Source organism: Bradyrhizobium centrolobii (assembly GCF_001641635.1).
Lineage (GTDB): Bacteria > Pseudomonadota > Alphaproteobacteria > Rhizobiales > Xanthobacteraceae > Bradyrhizobium > Bradyrhizobium centrolobii.
The window spans coordinates 14,132-35,470 of the sequence record NZ_LUUB01000043.1; the positions used below are offsets into that span (position 1 = coordinate 14,132).

Below are 21,339 nucleotides of genomic sequence, written 5' to 3' on the forward strand. Positions count from 1 at the left end.
GACTATCCTCCTCCTTGCAGGGCGGCCCACATTTCCTGGTCGCGCTTGTCGGTCCAGATCACGGGGTCGTCGATCCCCGATGCCTCGTCAAAGGCGCGCGACACGTTGAACGGCAGGCAGTGCTCATAGATGGCGAAGCTCGAAAACTTGGGATCCATCACCTCGCGGGTCGCCGCCATCGTCTCCTTCAGCGTACGGCCCTTGGCGACGGAGATTTCGGCTGCGCCATACAGCGTCGACACGAAGTCACGCGTCATCGCGATCGCCTCGCGCGCGGTGGTGGTGCCCTTCAGTGCATCGCCGCGGCCCGGCGCGATCGCCTTCGGATTGAAGTTGCGGATCTCGTTCAGCGTCAGCGGCCATTCGCGCAAATGCGCATCACCGCAATAGCAGGCCGAGTGATATTCGATGAGGTCGCCGGAGAACATCACCTCCGCATCCGGCACCCAGGCAACGATGTCGCCTGAGGTGTGGCCCGCCCCTAACTGCATCAGCCGCACCTCGCGTTTTCCCAGATAGATCGACATCTCACCTTCGAAGGTCAGCGTCGGCCAGGTCAGGCCGGGAATGCTCGCGGCGTCCTGGAACAGGCGCGGGAAGCGGCCGTATTCGGAGTCCCAATCCTGCTTGCCGCGTTCCTCGATCAGCCGATAGGTCTCCTGCGAGGCGACGATGCCCTGCGCCTTGTAGGCGGATGCGCCCAGCACGCGCACGGCGTGATAATGCGACAGCACCACATATTTGATCGGCTTGTCGGTGACGGTGCGGACGCGCTCGATCACCTTGTTCGCCATCGCAGGCGTCGCCTGTGCGTCGAACACGAGGCAGCCGTCGTCGCCGACGATGACGGCCGTGTTCGGATCGCCCTCGGCGGTGAAGGCATAGAGATCGGTGCCGATCTCGGAGAAGGTGATCTTCTTCTCCGAGAGATCGCCGGTGGATGCGAAGTTCTTCGCCATCAGGTCATCCTTTAAGTCACAGGGTTATTGTTGTTGCTGCTGCTGCTGGTCGTCGATCATGCGCCGCCTGGCGAGCACGATCGCCTCGCGCAGCACGTCGATGTCGCCGATATGGTTGGCGAGGATCAGCACCAGGGCCGCATCAAAATCCGCGCTCTCTGCGTCTGAAAGCCCGCGATGCGCCTCGACGATGGCGCGGAAGGCGTCGTCGGGCCGCGCGAAATTCGAGCTGGTGGAGAGCGGCATGCGAGACCTCAATTCAAACCTTCCGCGCGCGACAGCGCCGCCGCAATCGAAGCCCCTGTCGGATGGCGGAAGCGCGCCGCGACATAGCCGTCGGGCCGAAGCAGATAGGCGGAGCCCGGCTCGGCGTCGTAACGCTTCGCGGCAAGGCCGGCGGAATCGGCCAGCCCGTCCTCACCGCCGATCCGGATATTCTTGACGCCGTCGGGCGCCTCCACTGCTGCGCGATTGCTGAACGAGAGCAGGGCGAAGTCCGTTCCTCCCTTGCGGAACACGTCCGTGAGATAGGCGTGTTCGCCTGCGCGTTCCCCGACCGGCGCATCCAGCATGGAACAGCCGGGCCGCGGGCCGCCGCGCCACGCATCCGCATCGGGCGAGGACAACGGCGAATCATAGCTGCAAGGCACTGACAACCGGCCGCCATTGACCATGCGCTTGCCGAACTCGGTTTCCTTGGCGAGCGACAGCACCGCCTTGCGCAGCCGCGCCTCCTGAGGCGTGTTCGGCGCCATGAAATCGGTGGAGCGGGTGGATTCGCGGATGTTCTCGTCGGCGGCAAGGCTGCGCTCGACATGATAGCTCTCGAGCAGGCTTGCGGGCGAGCGGCCACGCAGCACGCGATCGAGCTTCCAGGAGAGATTTTCCGCGTCCTCAAGACCGGAATTGGCGCCGCGTGCACCGAACGGCGAGACCTGATGCGCGGAGTCGCCGGCGAAGATCACGCGGCCGTGCAGGAAACGGTCCATCCGGCGGCACTGGAATTTGTACAGCGATATCCATTCGAACTCGAACTTGTCGTGACCGAGCATGCGCGCGATTCGCGGCCGCACGTTCTCCGGCTTCTTCTCGAAGACGGGATCGGCATCGCGGCTAAGCTGGAGATCGATGCGCCAGACGTCGTCCGGCTGCCGGTGCAACAGCGCGGAGCGACCGGCATGGAACGGCGGATCGAACCAGAACCAGCGCTCGGTCGGGAATTCCGCGGTCATCTTGACGTCGGCGATCAGGAACTGATCCTCGAACACCTGGCCGGCGAACTCGGCACCGACCATCTGCCGCAGCGAGGAGCGTGCGCCGTCGCAGGCGATGACGTATTGCGTATGCAGGCGATAGGCGCCCTCGGGCGTCTCGATGGTCAGCACGACGGAGTCGTTGCGCTGCTCCAGCGCCGTCACCTTGTTGCGCCAGCGTAGATCGATCCCCGGCAGATCGCTGATGCGATCGACCAGATAGGCCTCGGCGTAATATTGCTGGAGATTGATGAAGGCCGGACGCTTGTGGCCGTCCTCGGGCAGGAGGTTGAACTGGTAGAGCTGGGACTCGCCGTGGAAAATGCGGCCGACGCTCCACACCACGCCCTTGTCGACCATGCGGTCGCCGACGCCGAGCCGGTCCCAATATTCCAGCGAACGCTTGGAGAAGCAGATCGCGCGCGAGCCCTCGCCGATGCGGTCGGCATCATCGAGCAGGACGACGCGCTGGCCGCGCTGGGCAAGGTCGATCGCCAGCGACAGCCCGACCGGGCCGGCGCCAACCACGACGACCGCGTGCTCGGCCGGGTTTGGGCCGGGGCGGTCCTGATCGGGGTGGCGGCGGTAGCCGAACTGGGTCTTTGCCTGCGCCATGCGCTAACCTCGGCTCTGGTCAGGAGAGGACTGATCTGCTAGATAGTCTCACGTGCAACTATTTTGGACCGGAGCCGGCCGGCCGTCAACTGGAATTCGGAGCCCATCTTGGCGAGGACAACGGATACCGCGCTGAAGACACGTGACGCGGACGAGACATTGCCGAAAGGGAAGGCGCGACTCGATTTGTTCAAGTTCGTGCCGTTCCGCCTGAATCGACTCGCGGCAGAAGTAAGCGCCGCGCTCGCGGTCGAATATCAGGAGCGCCACGGCCTCGACATTCCGGCCTGGCGCGTGCTGGCAACGCTCGGCTTCCGCAACGACGCCTGTAGCGCGCAGTACATCTCGCAATGCACCCGCACACACAAATCGACCATCAGCCGCGCGGTAACAACGCTTCTGCATGACGGCTTGATCGAGCGGGTCGAGAACGCAGCCGACCGCCGCGAATTCCGCCTGCAACTGACGAAGAGTGGCCGCGCGCTTTACGAGGAGCTGTTCCCGCAGCTGCTGCGACGGGAAGACGAGATTCTCTCCTGCCTCACAGCGCAGGAGCGCAAGCAATTGTCGGCGCTGCTCGGCAAGGTCGAGCAGAGCCTCGATCTGATCCAGACCAGCGAAGAGGCGGACGCCAAGGAGGCGTATTAGCCTCCTCCGTTCAGTCTCCTCCGTCATTCCGGGGCGCCGCGTTAGCGGCGAGCCCGGAATCCATTGCGCCACCGGTCACGCGGATAAATGGATTCCGGGTTCGCGCTACGCGCGCCCCGGAATGACGGCTACGCCGTCATTTCGCAAACGACTTCGACGGCGGCAGATGCAGGGCCCAGGCATCGACCTTGTCGCTGGCGCGCGGATAGATCTCCGTCACGATCGGATCGTGGCCGGGTATGTAGCGGTCGGGATGGCCGGCGAGGCGCTCGATCGTCTCCCAGCCCTGCGCCATGTCGCCGACATTGTAGACGATCGGGAACGGGCTCCGGCGCTGGAGATTGGCGTAGTAATGCGTGGCATCGGACGCCAGCACCACCGGCCCACGCGCGGTCTCGACCTTGACCACCTGCAGGCCATCGGAATGGCCGCCGACGCGGTGCACGGTGATGCCGGGCGCGACTTCGCCATCGCCGGAATAGAAGGTGACGCGCTCACCATAGACGTGGCGCACCATCAGCGTGACGTGCTCGACCGAGAACGGATGTCGCAACAGGCCGTTGCACATGCAGCGCCCGGTCGCGTAGCTCATCTCGCGCTCCTGGAGATGGAAGCGCGCATTCGGGAAGCAGTCGAGATTGCCGGCGTGGTCGTAATGCAGATGCGTCACGATGATGTCGCGGATGCTTGACGCCGCGACGCCAAAGCGCTCCAGCGCATCGACCGGATTGAGCGTCAGCTTGCGGGCCCGCAAGCTCGCTTCCTCGGCATTGAAGCCGGTGTCGACAAGGAGTTCACGGCCGCCGCCGCGGATCAGCCAGACGAAGTAGTCGAGGTCCTGTGCCGCGCTGTCATGCGGATCCGGCAACAGGAAGTTCATGTGGGGGGTGCGCGGCGACATCGTCGCATAGCGGAGTGCGTAGATTTCGTAGACGTTTCCCATGGTGTTTTGCTTTTTTCTGAAGGGGGCCTTTCGGGACGATCCAGCGCACCAAGCCATTGTCGGCCGCAAACGTCAAACGGCGCGCGCACCGCGGGCCACATTGTGAGACCAATCACAATTTCGTCGTGGTGGCCGGCCTAACATGGACCGCCCCAAGAGGTTTGGACCTTGAATCGAACTTTCGTCGAGCGAAGCCGTGACAGCCAATTTATTCCCCTCGCATCTCACCGCGGCCTCGCGGTCAGTTGTCGCGATAACGCCGAATCTCCAAGCGGTTGACGCCCCCTCCCCCCGGTTTGATAAAGCAAATAGCGTAAGTTAAGGTCGCCGCGGCGCAAGCTGGGAAGGGCGCCCTTTTGGCTGGACCGCGCTGATTATGAAAATTCGCTTCCTTTTTCTTCTACCGTTGCTTGTCTCGCTCGTCCCGACCGCGCCATCGCTTGCGGCCGGCGACCGTTTTGCGCTGGTCATCGGCAACGCAAAATATCCGGACGCGGACAGCCCGCTGAAGGAGCCGATCAACGACGCGCGTGACGTCGCCGACGAGCTCAAGCGCGATGGCTTTTCCGTCGAGACCGGCGAGAACCTGACGGGCGATGGCATGCGCCGCGCCCTCGACAAGCTCTATGGCAAGATCAAGCCGGGCTCGGTCGCGCTGGTGTTCTTCAGCGGTTTCGGCATCCAGTCGGCGCGCCAGAGCTACATGATCCCGGTCGATGCACAGATCTGGACCGAGTCCGACGTGCGCCGTGACGGCTTCAGCCTCGAAACCGTCCTCGGCGAGCTCAACACCCGTGGCGCCGGCGTCAAAATCGCGCTGATCGATGCCTCCAGGCGCAACCCGTTCGAGCGCCGGTTCCGCAGCTTCTCCGCCGGGCTGACGCCGGTCATCGCGCCGAATGGCACGCTGGTGATGTATTCGGCGGCGCTGGCCTCGGTGGTCTCGGACGCCGGCGGCGACCACAGCCTGTTCGTCCAGGAACTCCTAAAGGAAATCCGCGTCCCCGACCTGATGGCCGAGGAGACGCTGAACCGCACCAAGATGGGCGTCACTCGCGCCTCGCGTGGCGAGCAGGTGCCCTGGATCTCGTCCTCGCTGGCCGAGGACTTTTCCTTCATTCCGGGCGCCAGCGGATCGCGTCCGACGGCGACAACACCGCCGCCGGCTCCTCCCGCACCACCGCCCCCCGTGGTCGCGAACAACCCGCCGCCTGCGCCTTCGGCTCCCCCATCACCGCCTCCCCCGCCGAAGCCACCGGAGACGACTGCGGCCCCCACCCCGGCACCGTCGCCAAAGCCCCAGGTCGACGCCGCCCTGCCTCCGCCGCCGCCACCGGTGAAGCCGGCCGATCCCGGCACCACGCCGAGCACAAGCACCGATGCCGGCCCAAGCCAGGCCGTGCTGGCTGACGATCCCACCATCAAGGGCCTGACGGCGAAGATCGCGGCCAATCCGGACGACGTGAACGCGCTGTACCGGCGCGGCCAGGTCTATGCCAGCAAGGGGGCCTACAACCTCGCCATCAAGGATTTTGATGACACGCTCAGGATCAATTCGAAGGACGTCGAGGCGCTGAACAACCGCTGCTGGACCCGCACCGTGGTCGGCGATCTCCAGGGCGCGCTGAAGGATTGCAACGAGGCGCTGCGGCTGCGGCCGAATTTCGTCGATGCGCTGGACAGCCGCGGCCTCGTCAACCTGAAATCGGGAGCGGTGAAGAACGCCATCGCCGATTTCGACGCGGCCCTGAAGATCAATCCGCGCCTGACCTCCTCGCTCTATGGCCGGGGCCTCGCCAAGCAGCGCAACGGCTCGGCGCAAGAGGGGGCCCTGGACATTGCGAATGCCAAGGCGATGGACCCGAACATCGTTCAGGAGTTCGCAAGTTACGGAGTGCGTTGATATTTTTTTAAGTTGAGGCGGGGCGCGCCTCGAACCCTGCGGCCCCGCCGGAGACTAATTTGACGATGCCGCAAACAGCCTTCTGGGGGCTTATTGCAAGGTTTTTTTGGAACCGCGCGGTCTGGCTGCGCAGGAGGGACGGGCAATGAGATTGGCTGCAAAGGGACTTACCGCAATCCTTTCCATCATCACCATCGGCGCCGCCCTGTCGCTGGCAGTCTCGCCCGTGCGCGCCGGTGATGACGGCAACAGCAAAGACGTCAGCGAGGATGAGATCGTTCGCGCACTGGCCCCGCTGCCGAAGAAGCCCCTGACCCGCGGCCTCTCGATCGGCCCGCAGACTGATCCGGCGCCGAGCGCGGCGGAGACCAAGCTGATCCAGTCCGTCCGCGGCCGTTCAACGCGTTCGCTCTCGGTCACCGAGCGCGAGGAGATCGCGACGGCTGCCAAGGACAAGCCGAACATCGATCTCGAGATCACCTTCGACTACAACTCGGCCAATATCAGCGCCAAGTCGCTGCCCTCGGTCCAGGCGCTCGGCCGCGCACTGACCAGCCCGGACCTGAAGGGCTCGACCTTCGTCGTCGCCGGTCACACCGACGCCGCCGGCAGCGAAGCCTACAACCAGGACCTGTCGGAGCGCCGCGCGGATTCGATCAAGCGCTACCTCGTCGACAAGTACAGCATCCCCGCGACCGATCTCGTCACCGTCGGCTACGGCAAGAGCAAGCTGAAGGACCCGAGCCAGCCGATGGCGGAGGTGAACCGCCGCGTGCAGGTCGTCAACATGGAAAACAAGACCGCCGCATCGAAGTGACCGGGACGCAATTCTCCAACTGACCGGTCGTGATGTGGTGTAAAGTCTCGCCTCCAGAGCGCGTCCCGCAGCCTTGCGGGACGCCGCTTCGTTTCAGGGAACCCCTCTCAAAAGGCCTCGTGCGGACGGCCGTGAGCCAGGCCAGGATGATCCGGCGATGAACCTCACTGACTATCTCAAGCCTGCAGGAACCGTGCTGTTCATGGTTGCGCTCGGCGTCGGCTATTACCTGTTCGAACATCGGCATCGTCCGGAAGCAAAGGAAACGCCGGGCGAGGCGCTCGTTGTCGTGACGAAGTCGACCAATGCCTGCTTCTCCGATCTGGTGCGGGTGACCGGCTTCTTCGTGCCGCGGCGCGAGGCCGTGGTGGTGGCCGACCAGGAAGGATCCAGGGTCACCGATGTCTTCGTCACGGAAGGCGCGACCGTGACCGAGAACCAGGAACTGGCCCGTCTGACGCCGCCGCCGCAGATTCCCGGCCAGCCGGCGCGGCCCGGCCAGCAAGGTCCGATCTCGCTGAAGGCCCCCGCAGCCGGCCTCGTCACCGAAGTCCGCACCATCGTCGGTGCGCCGGCCTCGCCGCAGGCGGGTCCGATGTTCCGCATCGCCGTCAACGGCGAGATCGAGCTCGACGCGCAGGTTCCGGCCGTCCACATGCCCAAGCTCAACCCCGGCGCCACCGTACGGATCAGCCGCGACGACGCGCCCGATTTGATCGGACGGGTCCGGCTGGTTTCGCCCGAAATCGACCGCAACACCCAGCTCGGCCGCGTCCGCATCAGCGTCACCAACAACCCCTCGCTGAAGGTCGGGATGTTCGCCCGTGCCTCGATCGACGCCAAGCGAAGCTGCGGCGTTGCGGTTCCCAAGACCGCCATTGACCATCTCACCGTCCAGGTGGTCAAAGGCAATACGGTCGAGACGCGGAAGGTGCGGGTGGGACTGACGTCCGACACCTCGACGGAAATCCTGGAAGGTCTCGACGTCGGCGAAATCGTCGTGGCCGACGCCGGCAGCTCGCTGCATGACGGCGACCAGATCAAGACTGTCTTCGCCGATGAAATCGATCGATCGCGAGTACGCTGATGGCTCTCAATATCTCGGCATGGTCGATCCGCAATCCGCTGCCGTCGGTCGTCTTTTCGATCATTCTCCTGATCCTCGGCTGGGTCTCCTTCACCAAGCTCGCGGTGACGCGGTTGCCCTCGGCCGACATTCCCGTGATCTCGGTCGCGGTGTCGCAGTTCGGCGCGGCGCCCGCCGAGCTCGAATCCCAGGTCACCAAGACGGTTGAAGACGCGGTCTCCGGCGTCGAGGGCGTGCGGCACATCACCTCGTCGATCACCGACGGCCTGTCGGTGACCACGATCCAGTTCGCGCTGGAGACCAACACCGACCGTGCGCTCAACGACGTCAAGGACGCCGTGACGCGCGTGCGCTCCAACCTTCCGCAGAACGTCACCGAGCCCTTGATCCAGCGCGTCGACGTGATCGGCCTTCCGATCGTCACCTACGCCGCGATCTCGCCCGGCAAGACGCCGGAACAGCTGTCCTATTTCGTCGACGACGTGGTCAAGCGTGCGCTCCAGGGCGTGCGCGGCGTCGCCCAGGTCGAGCGCATCGGCGGTGTCGAGCGCGAGATCCTGGTCTCACTCGACCCCGATCGCCTGCAGGCTATGGGGCTGACCGCCGTCAATGTCAGCCAGAGCCTGCGCGGCACCAATGTCGACGTCGCCGGCGGCCGCGCCGAAATCGGCAAGAACGACCAGGCGATCCGGACACTGGCCGGCGCCAAGACGCTGAGCGACCTTGCCGGCACCATGATCCCGCTGTTCGGCGGCGGTGAGGTCCGGCTCGACGATCTCGGCACCGTCACCGATACCATCGCCGACCGCCGCACCTTCGCCCGCTTCAATGGCGAGCCGGTCGTGGCACTCGGCATCAAGCGCTCCAAGGGCGCCAGCGACGTGGTGGTCGCCGCCGCCGTGCAGAAGCGCATCGACGCGCTCAAGGCCGCCTATCCCGACGTCGACCTCAAGCTGATCGACACCTCGGTCGAATACACCAAGGGCAACTACGAGGCGGCGATCTCGACCCTGTTCGAAGGCGCCATCCTCGCCGTCATCATCGTGCTGTTGTTCCTGCGCGACCTGCGCGCCACGATCATTGCCGCGATCTCGCTGCCGCTGTCGATCTTCCCGGCGTTCTGGGCGATGGACCTCCTCGGCTTCTCGCTCAACCTTGTCAGCTTCCTCGCCATCACGCTGTCGACGGGTATTCTGGTCGACGACGCCATCGTCGAGATCGAGAACATCGTGCGGCACATGAACATGGGCAAATCGCCCTATCGTGCCGCGCTCGAGGCCGCCGACGAGATCGGCCTCGCGGTGATCGCGATCTCGCTCACGATCATCGCGATCTTCGCACCGGCAAGCTTCATGTCGGGCATCGCCGGGCAGTTCTTCAAGCAGTTCGGCATCACCGTCTCGGTGCAGGTGTTCTTCTCGCTGCTTGCGGCGCGCTTCGTCACGCCGATGCTGGCGGCTTACTTCCTCAAGCACCACAATCACGAGGAGCCGCCGCCGGGGCGCGTGCTGCGCACCTACCACAAGATCGTGGCCTGGTCGGTGAAGCACTATTTCATCACCGTGGTGATCGGATTTGCGATCTTCGCCGCCTCGATCTGGAGCATCACGCTGCTGCCGCAGGGCTTCCTGCCCGCGCAGGACAGCGCGCGCTCGCTGCTCGCGATCGAGCTGCCACCCGGCACCCAGCTCTCCTATACCGAGAAGGTCACCGAGGACATCGTCGCGCGGCTGCGCAAGCGGCCGGAAGTGAAGAGCATCTTCGTCGACGGCGGCCGTGTTCCGCCGGGGACACAGGAGGTGCGTCGCGCGGCCCTGATCATCAATTACACGCCGAAGACCGAACGCGATATCACCCAACGCGAGCTGGAATTCTCGATCAGCCAGGAACTGGAGAACATCCCCGACATCCGGTTCTGGTTCCTGGACGAGAACGGCCTGCGCGCGATCTCGCTGGTCGTGACCGGCGTCGACGCCAACATCGTCAACAACGTCGCGAGCGAGCTTGCGACGCAGATGAAGCGAATCCCGACCATCTCCAACGTGATCTCGGAAACCGCGCTGGAGCGGCCGGAGCTGCGCATCGAGCCGCGCGCCGATCTCGCCGCGCGCCTCGGCGTCTCGACCGAAAGCCTGTCGCAGACCATCCGTGTCGCGACCATCGGTGACGTCGGCCCCGCGCTCGCCAAATTCGACGTCGGCGACCGGCTGGTGCCGATCCGCGTGCAGCTCGAGGACGCCGCGCGCGGCAATCTCAAGACGCTCGAGCAGCTGCGCGTGCCGCTCGGCGAGCACGGCGAAAAGGGCGGCGTGCCGCTCTCTGTCATCGCCGACGTCAAGCTCGACCAGGGTCCGACCAGCATCAACCGCTACGACCGCGAGCGCCAGGCGACCGTGGCCGCCGACCTCGTCGGCTCCGCCGCGCTGGGCGACGCCACCAGGAAGATCTACGAGCTGCCGGTGATGAAGAGCCTGCCGAAAGGCGTGAGGGTCTCACCCTCCGGCGATGCCGAAAGCCTCAACGAACTGTCCGACGGCTTCGCCACCGCGATCACGGCGGGCCTGATGATGGTCTATGCGGTGCTGGTGCTGCTGTTCGGCACGTTCCTGCAGCCGATCACCATCCTGTTCTCGCTGCCGCTCTCGATCGGCGGCGCCATCGCCGCCCTGCTCGTCACCGGCAAGCAGCTCACCACGCCGGTCTGGATCGGCATCCTGATGCTGATGGGCATCGTGACCAAGAACGCGATCATGCTGGTCGAATTCGCGATCGAAGCGATCCGCGCCGGCAAGCCGCGGGATGACGCGATGATCGACGCCGGCATGAAGCGCGCCCGCCCGATCGTGATGACCACGATCGCAATGGTCGCCGGCATGATGCCGAGCGCGCTCGCGGTCGGCGCCGGCGGCGAGTTCCGCTCGCCGATGGCGCTCGCAGTGATCGGCGGCCTGATCTTCTCGACCGTGCTGTCGCTGGTGTTCGTGCCCGCGATGTTCATGGTGATGGACGACATCGGCAACCTGATCTGGCGCTTCGGCAAGCGGCTGATCGTGCACAGCGAGGATGCTGAAAGCGCCGATCACCGTGCAGCTCCGCCCGCCGGAGCCACGCCGGCGGAAGCGGCGCGGGCGTCGAAGAATGTCGTGCACCCCGCGGCGGAGTAGGGTTTCCGAGCCTGACGAGGAGATGGTGTTCTTCGAGTTCAGTGACGAGGGACGACCATATGCGGTCGCCCCTGGCCAACAATCCAGATTGCTTGCTTTAGACGACGCACCGGAAGCAGCGTAGCTGCCCCCTACTCATTCCGCGCGATCGACGTCAGCCTCGTCATGTTCTTCAGGAGGATGCGGCCACGCTGGAGATCCAGGATCGCGTCCTTGCGCCAGGCCTGAAGCTGGCGGTTGACGCTTTCGCGGGCGGCGCCGACGAAGACGCCGAGTTGCTCCTGCGAAATGTGCACCTCGGAGCCGAAGTCGGCGGCGAGTGCGCAAAGCCGCCGCGCCAGCCGCACCGGCAGGGGCTGCAGCATGGACTCTTCCATGCGCTCGCTCTGCCAGCGGATGCGCTGGCACAGCAGCGCGATGAGCTTGATCGCGACCTTCGGCTCGCGCTCGAGGAAAGCGAGGAAGTCTTCACGCCGCAGCACGAACAACTCGCTGGCCTCGCCGGCGGTCGCGTCCGCCGTGCGGCTCTGGCCATCCAGCACCGCGACCTCGCCGAACAGGTCGCCCGGCCCCATGAAATTCAGCGTCAGCCGGCTGCCGTCGGAGGCGCCGGTCTCGATGCGGATCTGGCCGCGGCGCACGCCGAACAGCGCATCGCCCGCATCGCCCTTCTGGAACAGGACCTCGCCGTTTGCCAGATGCTGGGTGTGGCAGAGGTTCGACAGCCGCTGGAGTTCGTCCGCGCCAAGATCCGCGAACATCGGGTTCATCTTCAGAATGACCGCAAATTCGGCCTGTTTGCTCATCTCAATTCCCTTATCAATTCGCTTGGTAAATCCCTTGGCAAATTCCTTGGAACCAACAACATCAGAATCGCGTAAAAGTCGCGCCGGAGAAGTGTGTCATAAGTCACATAACTTTGCAGCACCCCCTGACTATTTTTGGCCGCTTGGAGCAGCTTCCCGATAAACTCCCGCGCTAAGGACGGGTGACCGGCCGGGTTCGGCGCCGTTATCCGTCGTTGGAAAGTCCACATGAGAGCAGTGAAATTCGCCGGCGCTGCCGTCGCCGCCGTCATCATCGTCATCGCGCTTCTCCTCGTGGTCGGGATCCCCTCGGGCTTCCTGACCTCGACGATTGCGTCGCGCGTCGAGAACGCGACCGGCTATCGCCTGTCGATCGACGGTACGACCAAGGTGAGCCTGTGGCCGACGCTGAACATCACGCTGAACGACCTCACGCTTCAGGACCCCAGGGACCGCAGCGGCATCACGCGCCTGACCGTCGATAGCGTGCAGGCCGACATGACGCTGTCCAGCGTGTGGTCGGGCCGTCCGAAAATCAGCGAGCTCGTCATCAGCCATCCGGTACTCTACCAGCCATTGCTGCGTGAGCGCCTGCCGAATGCCAATCCGTCGCCGACGCCGGCCGTATCGCTGGACATGGACGGGGCGAGCATCGACCGCATCAGGATCACCGACGGCGAAGTCGCATTCTCGCGCGTGCGCGACCGCGTCGAGGGCCGCATCAGCGCCATCAATGCCGAGGCCGTCACGGACCGCGACCGCAAGGTCGATTTCGCTGGCACCGCGCGCGCCGGCGAGCGCGCCATCAAGTTCGACATCAAGGCCGGCATGCCCGCGCCGCCGATCGAGCGGCAGTCCATCCCGGTGGATTTCGCCATCGACATTCCCGACGTGCTGACCTCGCAACTCACGGGCCATGCGGAGACGCGGCTCAACGGCGGCGTCGTGATGATCAACGGCCTGACCGGCGTGCTCGGCGACGGCGCGTTCAACGGCTGGGCCTCGGTCGACATCGCCAGCAAGCCGCTGGTCAAGCTCGATCTCGACTTCCAGCGGCTCACCCTTCCCTTGTCGAAGTCGCCTGAGGGCACGGCCGGGCAGCCCTGGAGCAATGCGCCGATCGACGTCTCCGGCCTCAACTATGTCGACGCGCAGGTCAGGATCTCGGCCAACGAAGCCAATATCGGCGAGGCGCGGCTTGCGCCGCTGGCGCTCGATGCGAAACTTGCCGGCGGCGTGCTGAAGGCCGGCACCTCCAATCTCGGCGCCTATGGCGGCCAGATCTCGGGCGAAGTTATACTGGATGCGACCAGCGGTGCGCCGAGCTTCGCCATGCATTCCGACCTCGTCGGCGTGCGCGCCCTGCCGCTGCTGAAGGGGCTCGCCGATTTCGACCGGCTTGACGGCAAGCTGCAAGCCAAGCTCGCGCTGCGCAGCGCCGGCACCAGCCAGCGCGCGTTGATGGCGAACATGCAGGGCACGGCGTTCACCAATTTCCAGGACGGCGCCATCCGCGGCATCAATGTCGCGCAGATGATCCGCTCGCTGACGGCGGGCACGCTCTCCGGCTGGCAGGATAGCCAGGAGCTGAGCACGGACCTCTCGCAGCTCTCCGCCTCCTTCCGCATCGACAAGGGCCAGGCGGTGACGACCGATCTCAATCTGATCGGCCCCCTGGTGCGGGTGACCGGCGCCGGCACCATCGACCTCGGCACCAAGATGATGGGCTTTCGCGTCGAGCCGAAGCTCGTGATGACGACCGAAGGCCAGGGCCGCACCTCCGACCCGGTCGGCTTCGGCATCCCCGTGATGATCGAAGGCCTCTGGTCGCAGCCGCGGATCTATCCGGACATGGCCGGCATGCTGGACAATCCGGACGCCGCCTATGCCAAGCTGCGCGAGATGGGCAAGGGCCTGTTCGGCCCGGATGGCGCGGGGCTCGGCAACATCCTGGGCAGCCTCGGTCTCGGCGGCGCCGCGTCAAACGGCGGCAACGCGGCCGGCAATGCCAATCCGCAAACGCAGCAGCCGGGGCAGAACGATCTGCTTGGCGGCCCGCTCGGCGCAGCGATCGGGAATCTGATCCAGCAGGGGCTCTCCGGCGGCGCCGGGAGCGGCACCGGCCGGAGCAGCCGCGGCCTGCCGGCAACCCCGGCCACGCCGGCGCCACAGGCCTCGCCCGCACCCCCGGCCCATGACGATCCGCCGGCCGCGCAGCAGGACAGCCAGCCGATGAACGACGTGCTGCGGCAGCTCTTTAGCCGGTGATTGTCGACCAACGCACGGACTTCGAAGGCCATCTTTCCATGGCCCACCCCTCCATGGCGTCCGACGAACGGAGGACGGGGACGCCATCGCCTGCTGCGACAATTCACCACCCCGGCGACCATCATGGTGTCCTCGGCGAGTAACCACGCCGGGTGCTGCTCCGTCCCGGTGGCCCAAACTATGGTAGAAGGGCTGCCGGGCCTCTACGGCCCATAGCGCCGGCATCGGTCGCCGCGCATGAGGATCCGGATGGCAGGAGCGAAAGACAAGATCGGGCTTCTCCGCGAGGGCCTGTTCGCCAAATACGTCGTCTCCCTCGTCGGCCTCGTCGTCTTCGTGCTCGCGGTCAACGGTGCGATGGAGACCTGGATCTCCTATCGCGCCACCAAGACGTCGCTGACCGACGGGCTGGAAGACAAGGCGCAGGCTGCTTCGCGAAGGATCGAACAATCGATTTCCGAGCTCGAGCGCCAGATCAGCTGGGTCACCCGGGCGAGCCAGGACACCATCGACAAGCGCCGCGCCGATTACGCCCAGCTCCTGCATCAGGTCTCGGTCGTCAGCCAGCTGTTCCAGCTCAACGGTGACGGCCGCGAGGTGCTGCGCGTCTCGCGCCAATCGACCACCACCGGCAGCAACGCCGACCTCTCCCGCGACATGCGCTTCACCGACGCGGTTGCCCGTGGTGTCAGCTATGCGCCGGCTCATTTCGTCGACCAGTCGCCGTTCATGTCGATCTCGGTGGCGCATTCCGGCTTCAATGCCGGCGTCACCGTGGCCGAGATCGATCTGAGCTTCCTCTCCGATTTCCTCATCGACGCACAGGTCGGCAAGGCCGCCTTCGCCTATGTGGTCGATCCGCGCGGGCGTGTGCTGGCGACGTCGTCGAAGGGACCCGAGGTCGGCAAGGATCTGTCGAAGCTGCCGCAGGTCGCCGCCGCGATCGCGCCCGGCCGCGAGCCCGACTCGTCCGGCACCGACTTCAACGGCCATTCGGTGCTGACCGCTGCGAGCGCCGTGCCGAAGCTCGGCTGGAGCGTGCTGTTCGAGCAGCCGACCACGCAGGCGTTGATGCCGATCCGCGACCAGCTCGTGCGCATCGCGCTTCTGATCGGCATGGGATTGATGGTCGCGATCCTCGCCGGCACGCTGCTCGCCCGCCGCATGATCATCCCGATCGCGGCGCTGCGCGCCGGCGCGCACCGGCTCGGTGAGGGCGACTTCAGCCACCGCATCGACGTGCACACCTCCGACGAGCTCGAGGATCTCGCCGGCCAGTTCAACCGCATGGCCGGCCAGCTCCAGGAGACCTATGCGGGTCTCGAAACCAAGGTCGAGGAACGCACGCGCGACCTCGCACAGTCGATCAACGAGCTCAAGGTGCTGGAGGAGGTCGGCCGCGCGGTCGCCTCCTCGCTCGATCTCAACGCCGTGCTGCCGACGATCGCCGCCCGTGCGCTCGAGATCACCCATGCCGATGCGGTGCTGATCTACGGCTATGATGCCGGGAAGCGACAGTTCAACCTGGTCGAGGCCGACGGCATCGACAAGTCCGCCGAGGGCGCGCATGTCACGATCGACGAGGGCGCGAACATCCTGAGCGATGCCGCGGGAAGCGGCGAGCCGATTGCGATTGCCGACCTCGACCACGCCGCCGAGCAGCCACTGCGCGACGTCGCGGTCAATGCCGGCTTCCACTCCGTGCTGGTGGTGCCGCTGGTCGACCAACAGGGCACGCTCGGCTCGTTGGTGGTGCTGCACCGCGCGGCCGGAGAATTCCCGGGGAGTCTCACCGGCCTGATGCGGACCTTCGCGCACCAGGCCGTGCTGGCGATGCGTAATGCGCGTCTGTTCACCGAGGTCGACCACAAGGGCCGCGAACTCGCCGCCGCGCATGAAACCGTGCAGCAGCAGGCGGCGAAGCTTCAGGAGCAGACCGAGCAGCTCCGCAACTGGAATCGCTCGCTGGAAGAGCGCGTCGAGAAGCAGCTTGGCGAGATCGGCCGCATCAAGCGGCTCGAGCGCTTCCTCGCGCCGCAGGTCGCCCAGCTTATCGCTTCCTCCGACGGCCACGACGCACTGCTCGACAGCCACCGCCGCGAGGTGACCGTGGTGTTCTGCGACCTGCGCGGCTTCACCTCCTTCACGGAGGCGACCGAGCCGGAAGAGGCGATGAACGTGCTGCGTGAATATCACGCCGCGCTCGGCGAGCTGATCTTCCGCTACGAGGGCACGCTCGACCGCTTTGCCGGCGACGGCGTGATGATCCTGTTCAACGCCCCGATTCAGTTCGCCGACCACACCAAGCGCGCGGTGAAGATGGCGGTCGAGATGCGCGATGCGATCGGCCGACTGACCGAGAAATGGAAGAACCGCGGCCACTCGCTCGGCTTCGGCCTCGGCATCGCGATGGGCTACGCCACGCTCGGCCAGATCGGCTTTGAACAGCGCCTGGAGTACGCCGCGATCGGCAGCGTCACCAATCTCGCCTCGCGCCTCTGCGATGAAGCCAGGGCCGGCCAGATCGTGGTGAGCCGCCGCGTCTACGGCATGGTCGAGCCCTGGGTCGAAGCGCGCGCGCTCGACGATCTCCAGCTCAAGGGCTTCAACCATCCCGTGCTCGCGATGGAGATCTTGTCCTGGCGCGAGGAAGTCGAGAACGTGGTGGACGCGTCCGCGGCGCGGCGGAGGATGTAGCTCTCGCTCCTTCCACGCACTCGCTGCGTTCCCTCCCCCCTTGCGGGGGAGGGTTAGGGAGGGGGTGCCACGCGGTATGTTCTCTCGATCTTGGCATTCCCAACACATTCAATTCCGACAACGGATAGACCTTTTCCTGGGCTACCCCCCTCCCCTGCCCTCCCCCGCAAGGGGGGAGGGAGCGCAGCGGAGCACGCGGCATCGTCGTCGCAACTCTCGCAATAGCGTCACAACCACATCTCCCCTCGCCGCGACTAACCGTCGCCTCGGCGACGAGGCTAGAGTTCTGATGGAGATGATCGTGGCATTTGCCTTGCCTTCGTGCGCGTATGATTTGCAGATGCTGGACCGTCCCGCCGATCGGGAGCGCCATTATGGCTGGGTCTACGACCTGCCACCGGGCATCAGCAGCGAGCAGTGGCCGCTCGATCCCGTCACCGGCTATCCGCTGATGCACGGCTTCACCCTGAAGCTGCCCGAGGACTATCGCGTGCATGGCGAGGACATGGTGTCGTTCTTCGCCACCGCACCCGACCACAATGACGGCGGCGCGCCTGATGATCCCGAGATCCGCGAGACGGTGCTGGCGCGGCCCACGCATCCGCGCCTCTCGCGCATGACCGACATCCTCGATTACGAATATGCCACGCTGCTGCTGACGGCACGCGAATATGACGGTGCGTTCGCAATCCCTCCCGCACCGCTTGCGCTTGCGACCGCGGAACGGCCGCGCTGGCTTGACGTCGGTGGCGCCAGCGGGGGGCATGACATTTGAGCACGTGAGCGGCAACTTGACTCGGCGCGTCGCTTACGCCCCCCGCTTCGGCCCCATCGCCTCGAACTGCGTCTTCTGCTCGTCGCTCAAGTCAGCCTCGAAATCGTCGAGCGCATCGCTCACGCCCTTGACTGCTTGGAGCATGGTCTCGAGCCGCGTCTTCACCGCCGAAAGACGGGCCTGAGGCGTGGGCGCGGCCTTTGTCGGGCACGAGCTCAGCGTCTCCATGGTCCGCAGCGTGGTGTCCTGAAGCACGTCGAGCCGGGCGCGGCCGGTGTCGTCGAGGCGCAAGGTGGACGCGATATCGTCGGCGGGCCATTGCTGCTTCACGAGCTGCTCGTACTGACGCTGCGCCTGCTCGTCATATTGCGGCTCGGCGCCGGCCTGGCACGCCGCCGGCGTGTCCTTGCCCTGGCCCGCGGCGCGGCTGTCCTTGCCGAGCGCGTTGAACTTTGCCCTCTGGCCGTCGTCGAGAAGATCGTAGAATTTTGCAAGCGGCGGCGCGACCGCATCGGTCGCCTTGATCATCGCCTCCAGGCGGGCCTGCATCAGGCCGAGCCGATCGGCAGCATTCGCTGGCGCCTGCGCCGGGCAAGCGGCGCGGATGACATCGCGCGCTGTGGTCCAGGCGGCCGCGAGCCCGTCGAGCGCCGCGCGCTGCGCTTCGTTCGGCTGCACAGCGGCAAAGATGCGGTCGAGCGGAAGACCGCCGGTGTCGCTGGCATCGCAAATGTTCTGTGCCGTCGGGATTTTTCGTGCGCGACGGCCCTGTGGTTCGGTGTACGCGACGAGTTCGGCCGTCGCATAGGGCACGAAGATGGCGGCATAGATGTCGCCATAGCCATACAGCGAGAGGCTGGTCGAATCGCCGAAGATGATTGCGGTGGTGAGATCGTCATGCGCGAATGGCCAGAACACCGGGCCGGCCCAGCCATAGCTGCCGTCGGGATGTCGCCACCAGCCCTGCGGACGGCGGCCGCCATGCCAGCCCGAGAGCGCCGCTTGCGCAGTGAGCGCCGCACGCAAGGCGTAAGGGTTGGCAGGCTGGCCGCGTTCGGCGCCGCGCGGATCATGCGACCTCAGCGCGGCGGTACGGTAGCGGCTGCTTCGCACCGCCATGCGGGCGTGGCGCAGGCGCGCGATCCCGAGCACATGGCCGACGGCGAAGCGCGCGACACCGAGCGGACCGCCGCGCAGACCAAATTGTGCTTCCGCTGTATTCGGCAGCAGCACTGCCAAGCCCATCAGGACCGCGCTGGCGAGCGCCAGTCCCACGCGTGATCTCGACATGACCACTGACCTGACCACTTGGCCCTCCTCCAGCGCCAAGCACGCACCACCTCGCATCACAATGACGCGCAGGGGAACCAAAGGTTCCGCCTGCGTGAGCGTCGCAATCCACGAAGCGCCGGTCACCTTGCCAAACCAAGGCGGTGACATCGTGGCGTGGGGCGAATTCGGATCGAACGCAAGTGCTGTGCAGCCGTAGCTGCCCTTCTACGTCCGTGCCCGCAGATGGAGCCCCTCACCCACCCCTCCCAGCGCGAGCGATGCTCGTCACGGCCCCGCAAGAGCGGGGAGAGGGAGAGAGGGTTTCGCGGCAGCGAAACGCCCCGACGTCACTGCGCCTTTTGCGGCAAGACAAAAGTCTGGCCGGGATAGATCAGGTTCGGATTATGGATCTTGTTGCGGTTCGCGTTGTAGATCAGCGCAAAGCGGGCACCGTCGCCGTAAGCGAGCCTGCTGATCGCCCACAGGCTGTCACCGCGCGAGATGACCCGGCTTGTGCCGGGCTCGGCGGCGGATGCGGCCTCTGCCCTTGCCATGATCCGGGGTTTCGGCGCGCCCATCATCCTTTGCCGGACCGCAGGCCTGTCCGGCGCCGATGCGAGGCGCGACGCCACGGACGGCAAGGCCGCAACGATGTCCTGCCTCTCGTCAGGCTTCTCGGCCAGCCTGCCGACAGAAGGCGCGGCGTCGGGGCGCGCGGAGGCGAGGCGCTGGGGCGGCGGCGCCGCCTCGGCGATGGTCACCGGGACGCTACGGCCGGATTCTGTGACGGTGCCGTCAGGCGCCTTCGCGCGCAGGGTCAGCTCATAGGAGCCGGCGGGAAGCTGCGGCGGGGTCATGACGAACTGGCCGGAAGCATCGGCAACGACCGTGTCGAGCGGCTGGCCGTCGCGCAGCAGCTCGACCTTCGCACCAGGCGCGGCCTGGCCCGCGATCACGGCCGCCTCACCGTGATCGTCGATGCGCGCGACATCGAAGCGGGGGCCGGTGTCGGTTGCGGCCGGCGGCGCCTTGACCGGCGCGAGACCGGCGAGCCCGGCCGTCCNGGTTTCGTCGAGGGCGCCCGCCGGCTTCGACGCGGCCGGGGGCGGCGCCGAGGGCGTTGCGTCCGCGAGCTTCGGCTCAGGCTTTGCCTCGGACTTGGTTTCAACCTTGGCTTCAGCCTTTGGCTCGACCTCCGGCCTGACGGCGCCGGCGACCTCGGTGGTCGATCCGCCTGGCAGCAGACGGCGCAGTTCGGCCGGACCGATCACCAGCGCGGTTCCAGCCACCGCCAGGACGCAGAATGCAATGAATGCTTTTGACGCGGTTATCATCGAAACTATCCAGCCTTAGTCACAAATCAGCCCACGGCGCAAACCTGCGCCGATTTGCGCTAGCCAGCAAGTCGGCTGATGGGATGAGCGGCGATTTCTGCATTCGCGCCGCTGCGCCATCCGTGAACCCGGAGCGCATCCCCGATGTCAAACCAGCGAGGTTGCACAGCATGTTTTGAGGATTTTTCCGTGATCGCATTTCGCCGCGCCGCACACCAACCGGCACTCGCCTTTGCCCTTGCCTTGAGTCTCGCGGCTTCGCCGGCGCTTTCCGCGTCCGGCCCGCCACCGGGCTTCACCCTGACCGACAATGCCGACCTCGCCTTCACCTCGCCCGACAGCGTCACCAAGCTCGAGCAGTACATGAAGGAGACGCCGGACGACTTTGACGTCAAGTGGCAGGCCTGGGCCCGGCACGGCGAGCAGATGACCGAACTGAAGCCGGAGCAAGGCTATCCGGCCGGCTTCCGCTTCACCAACGATTCGCAATGGCCGGTGCGGATGCAGAAGACCGGCTCGGGCGAGCAGGACCTCTATCTCTACCACCTCGAGAAGGGGGCCTTCGTGAGCGCGACGAGGAAGTCGCTCGGCGATCTCGCCTGGGCCTATTTCTACAGCCGGCCGGACGCCTCTGGCTACCCGAGATGGCTCGCCCCCACAAAAATCTCGAAAACAACCCCATGCAAAGTAGGACCGCAGGGTGGGGTGGCGAAGCGTAACCCACCCTACCGGACTGTCTTTCCGCCGATTCACGCAACCAACACTCTGATTCCGCTCCGATTCATGTTTCCCTAACCG

At 65.7% G+C, this 21,339-nt stretch carries 16 protein-coding genes; 9 read left to right on the forward strand and 7 right to left on the reverse strand.

What is annotated here, in order from left to right:
- Nucleotides 1-2: 2 nt before the first annotated feature.
- Genes AYJ54_RS11790 through AYJ54_RS11800 form a run of 3 tightly spaced genes read right to left on the reverse strand, consistent with a single transcriptional unit; the run spans nucleotide 3 to nucleotide 2,827 of the window.
- On the reverse strand, nucleotides 3-959 hold the full coding sequence (locus tag AYJ54_RS11790) for an MBL fold metallo-hydrolase (protein ID WP_063682027.1): 957 nt from the start codon (nucleotides 957-959) through the stop codon (nucleotides 3-5).
- 24 nt (nucleotides 960-983) lie between these two features.
- Nucleotides 984-1,205, reverse strand: coding sequence for a DUF2783 domain-containing protein (locus AYJ54_RS11795; RefSeq protein WP_063699092.1), 222 nt, complete (start codon nucleotides 1,203-1,205; stop codon nucleotides 984-986).
- 8 nt (nucleotides 1,206-1,213) lie between these two features.
- Complete coding sequence (locus tag AYJ54_RS11800; RefSeq protein WP_063699093.1) at nucleotides 1,214-2,827, reverse strand: FAD-dependent oxidoreductase; 1,614 nt, start codon at nucleotides 2,825-2,827, stop codon at nucleotides 1,214-1,216.
- Between the two features lie 108 nt (nucleotides 2,828-2,935).
- Between AYJ54_RS11800 and AYJ54_RS11805 the strand changes: the two genes are divergently transcribed.
- Complete coding sequence (locus tag AYJ54_RS11805) at nucleotides 2,936-3,475, forward strand: MarR family winged helix-turn-helix transcriptional regulator (protein ID WP_063699125.1); 540 nt, start codon at nucleotides 2,936-2,938, stop codon at nucleotides 3,473-3,475.
- 136 nt (nucleotides 3,476-3,611) lie between these two features.
- Here the strand turns inward: AYJ54_RS11805 and AYJ54_RS11810 are convergent, their stop codons facing one another.
- Nucleotides 3,612-4,418: an N-acyl homoserine lactonase family protein gene (locus AYJ54_RS11810; protein WP_063699094.1), complete on the reverse strand. Its 807-nt coding sequence runs from the start codon at nucleotides 4,416-4,418 to the stop codon at nucleotides 3,612-3,614.
- A gap of 376 nt (nucleotides 4,419-4,794) precedes the next feature.
- On the opposite strand from AYJ54_RS11810, the gene AYJ54_RS11815 reads away from it, so the two are divergent.
- The 4 genes from AYJ54_RS11815 (at nucleotide 4,795) to AYJ54_RS11830 (ending at nucleotide 11,389) form a co-directional block, all read left to right on the forward strand.
- Nucleotides 4,795-6,321 carry a caspase family protein gene (locus tag AYJ54_RS11815; RefSeq protein ID WP_063699095.1) on the forward strand — a complete coding sequence of 509 codons (1,527 nt, stop codon included), beginning with the start codon at nucleotides 4,795-4,797 and terminating at the stop codon, nucleotides 6,319-6,321.
- A 145-nt stretch (nucleotides 6,322-6,466) separates the two neighbouring features.
- Nucleotides 6,467-7,138, forward strand: a complete 672-nt coding sequence (locus AYJ54_RS11820) for an OmpA family protein (RefSeq protein ID WP_063699096.1) — start codon at nucleotides 6,467-6,469, stop codon at nucleotides 7,136-7,138.
- 157 nt (nucleotides 7,139-7,295) lie between these two features.
- Complete coding sequence (locus AYJ54_RS11825) at nucleotides 7,296-8,225, forward strand: efflux RND transporter periplasmic adaptor subunit (protein WP_063699097.1); 930 nt, start codon at nucleotides 7,296-7,298, stop codon at nucleotides 8,223-8,225.
- Nucleotides 8,225-11,389 carry an efflux RND transporter permease subunit gene (locus AYJ54_RS11830; protein WP_063699098.1) on the forward strand — a complete coding sequence of 1,055 codons (3,165 nt, stop codon included), beginning with the start codon at nucleotides 8,225-8,227 and terminating at the stop codon, nucleotides 11,387-11,389. Before AYJ54_RS11825 ends, AYJ54_RS11830 begins: the two co-directional genes overlap by 1 nt.
- Nucleotides 11,390-11,520: 131 nt before the next feature.
- Here AYJ54_RS11830 and AYJ54_RS11835 read toward each other — a convergent pair whose 3' ends face one another.
- Complete coding sequence (locus tag AYJ54_RS11835) at nucleotides 11,521-12,195, reverse strand: Crp/Fnr family transcriptional regulator (RefSeq protein WP_063699099.1); 675 nt, start codon at nucleotides 12,193-12,195, stop codon at nucleotides 11,521-11,523.
- A gap of 228 nt (nucleotides 12,196-12,423) precedes the next feature.
- Between AYJ54_RS11835 and AYJ54_RS11840 the strand changes: the two genes are divergently transcribed.
- The 3 genes from AYJ54_RS11840 to AYJ54_RS11850 all read left to right on the forward strand — a co-directional run bounded on the left by AYJ54_RS11840 (nucleotide 12,424) and on the right by AYJ54_RS11850 (nucleotide 17,935).
- Nucleotides 12,424-14,463, forward strand: a complete 2,040-nt coding sequence (locus tag AYJ54_RS11840; RefSeq protein WP_063699100.1) for an AsmA family protein — start codon at nucleotides 12,424-12,426, stop codon at nucleotides 14,461-14,463.
- Between the two features lie 249 nt (nucleotides 14,464-14,712).
- Nucleotides 14,713-17,160, forward strand: a complete 2,448-nt coding sequence (locus AYJ54_RS11845) for an adenylate/guanylate cyclase domain-containing protein (protein WP_063699101.1) — start codon at nucleotides 14,713-14,715, stop codon at nucleotides 17,158-17,160.
- Between the two features lie 340 nt (nucleotides 17,161-17,500).
- Entirely contained in the window at nucleotides 17,501-17,935 is a 435-nt protein-coding gene (locus AYJ54_RS11850) for a hypothetical protein (protein WP_245328995.1), read from the forward strand.
- A 33-nt stretch (nucleotides 17,936-17,968) separates the two neighbouring features.
- Here the strand turns inward: AYJ54_RS11850 and AYJ54_RS11855 are convergent, their stop codons facing one another.
- Together AYJ54_RS11855 and AYJ54_RS11860 are read right to left on the reverse strand one after the other, a co-directional pair.
- Nucleotides 17,969-19,225 (reverse strand): Spy/CpxP family protein refolding chaperone, encoded by a 1,257-nt coding sequence (locus AYJ54_RS11855; RefSeq protein WP_063699126.1) that lies wholly within the window; start codon nucleotides 19,223-19,225, stop codon nucleotides 17,969-17,971.
- Nucleotides 19,226-19,554: 329 nt separating this feature from the next.
- The coding region (locus AYJ54_RS11860; RefSeq protein WP_245328996.1) for a LysM peptidoglycan-binding domain-containing protein at nucleotides 19,555-20,270 on the reverse strand (716 nt) is incomplete at its 5' end.
- Nucleotides 20,271-20,730: 460 nt separating this feature from the next.
- On the opposite strand from AYJ54_RS11860, the gene AYJ54_RS11865 reads away from it, so the two are divergent.
- The gene (locus AYJ54_RS11865) at nucleotides 20,731-21,336 is read left to right on the forward strand and encodes a hypothetical protein (RefSeq protein WP_245328997.1); all 606 of its coding nucleotides are present in this window, start codon (nucleotides 20,731-20,733) and stop codon (nucleotides 21,334-21,336) included.
- The last annotated feature ends 3 nt before the right edge of the window (nucleotides 21,337-21,339 follow it).

Bases quoted from the DNA above. Each gene is read 5' to 3' on its own strand.
- AYJ54_RS11795 (WP_063699092.1), bottom strand. From the start codon at position 1,205: ATGCCGCTCTCCACCAGCTCGAATTTCGCGCGGCCCGACGACGCCTTC.
- AYJ54_RS11830 (WP_063699098.1), top strand. From the start codon at position 8,225: ATGGCTCTCAATATCTCGGCATGGTCGATCCGCAATCCGCTGCCGTCG.
- AYJ54_RS11820 (WP_063699096.1), top strand. From the start codon at position 6,467: ATGAGATTGGCTGCAAAGGGACTTACCGCAATCCTTTCCATCATCACC.
- AYJ54_RS11815 (WP_063699095.1), top strand. From the start codon at position 4,795: ATGAAAATTCGCTTCCTTTTTCTTCTACCGTTGCTTGTCTCGCTCGTC.
- AYJ54_RS11855 (WP_063699126.1), bottom strand. From the start codon at position 19,225: ATGTCGAGATCACGCGTGGGACTGGCGCTCGCCAGCGCGGTCCTGATG.
- AYJ54_RS11825 (WP_063699097.1), top strand. From the start codon at position 7,296: ATGAACCTCACTGACTATCTCAAGCCTGCAGGAACCGTGCTGTTCATG.
- AYJ54_RS11845 (WP_063699101.1), top strand. From the start codon at position 14,713: ATGGCAGGAGCGAAAGACAAGATCGGGCTTCTCCGCGAGGGCCTGTTC.
- AYJ54_RS11850 (WP_245328995.1), top strand. From the start codon at position 17,501: ATGCTGGACCGTCCCGCCGATCGGGAGCGCCATTATGGCTGGGTCTAC.
- AYJ54_RS11800 (WP_063699093.1), bottom strand. From the start codon at position 2,827: ATGGCGCAGGCAAAGACCCAGTTCGGCTACCGCCGCCACCCCGATCAG.
- AYJ54_RS11790 (WP_063682027.1), bottom strand. From the start codon at position 959: ATGGCGAAGAACTTCGCATCCACCGGCGATCTCTCGGAGAAGAAGATC.
- AYJ54_RS11840 (WP_063699100.1), top strand. From the start codon at position 12,424: ATGAGAGCAGTGAAATTCGCCGGCGCTGCCGTCGCCGCCGTCATCATC.
- AYJ54_RS11810 (WP_063699094.1), bottom strand. From the start codon at position 4,418: ATGGGAAACGTCTACGAAATCTACGCACTCCGCTATGCGACGATGTCG.
- AYJ54_RS11835 (WP_063699099.1), bottom strand. From the start codon at position 12,195: ATGAGCAAACAGGCCGAATTTGCGGTCATTCTGAAGATGAACCCGATG.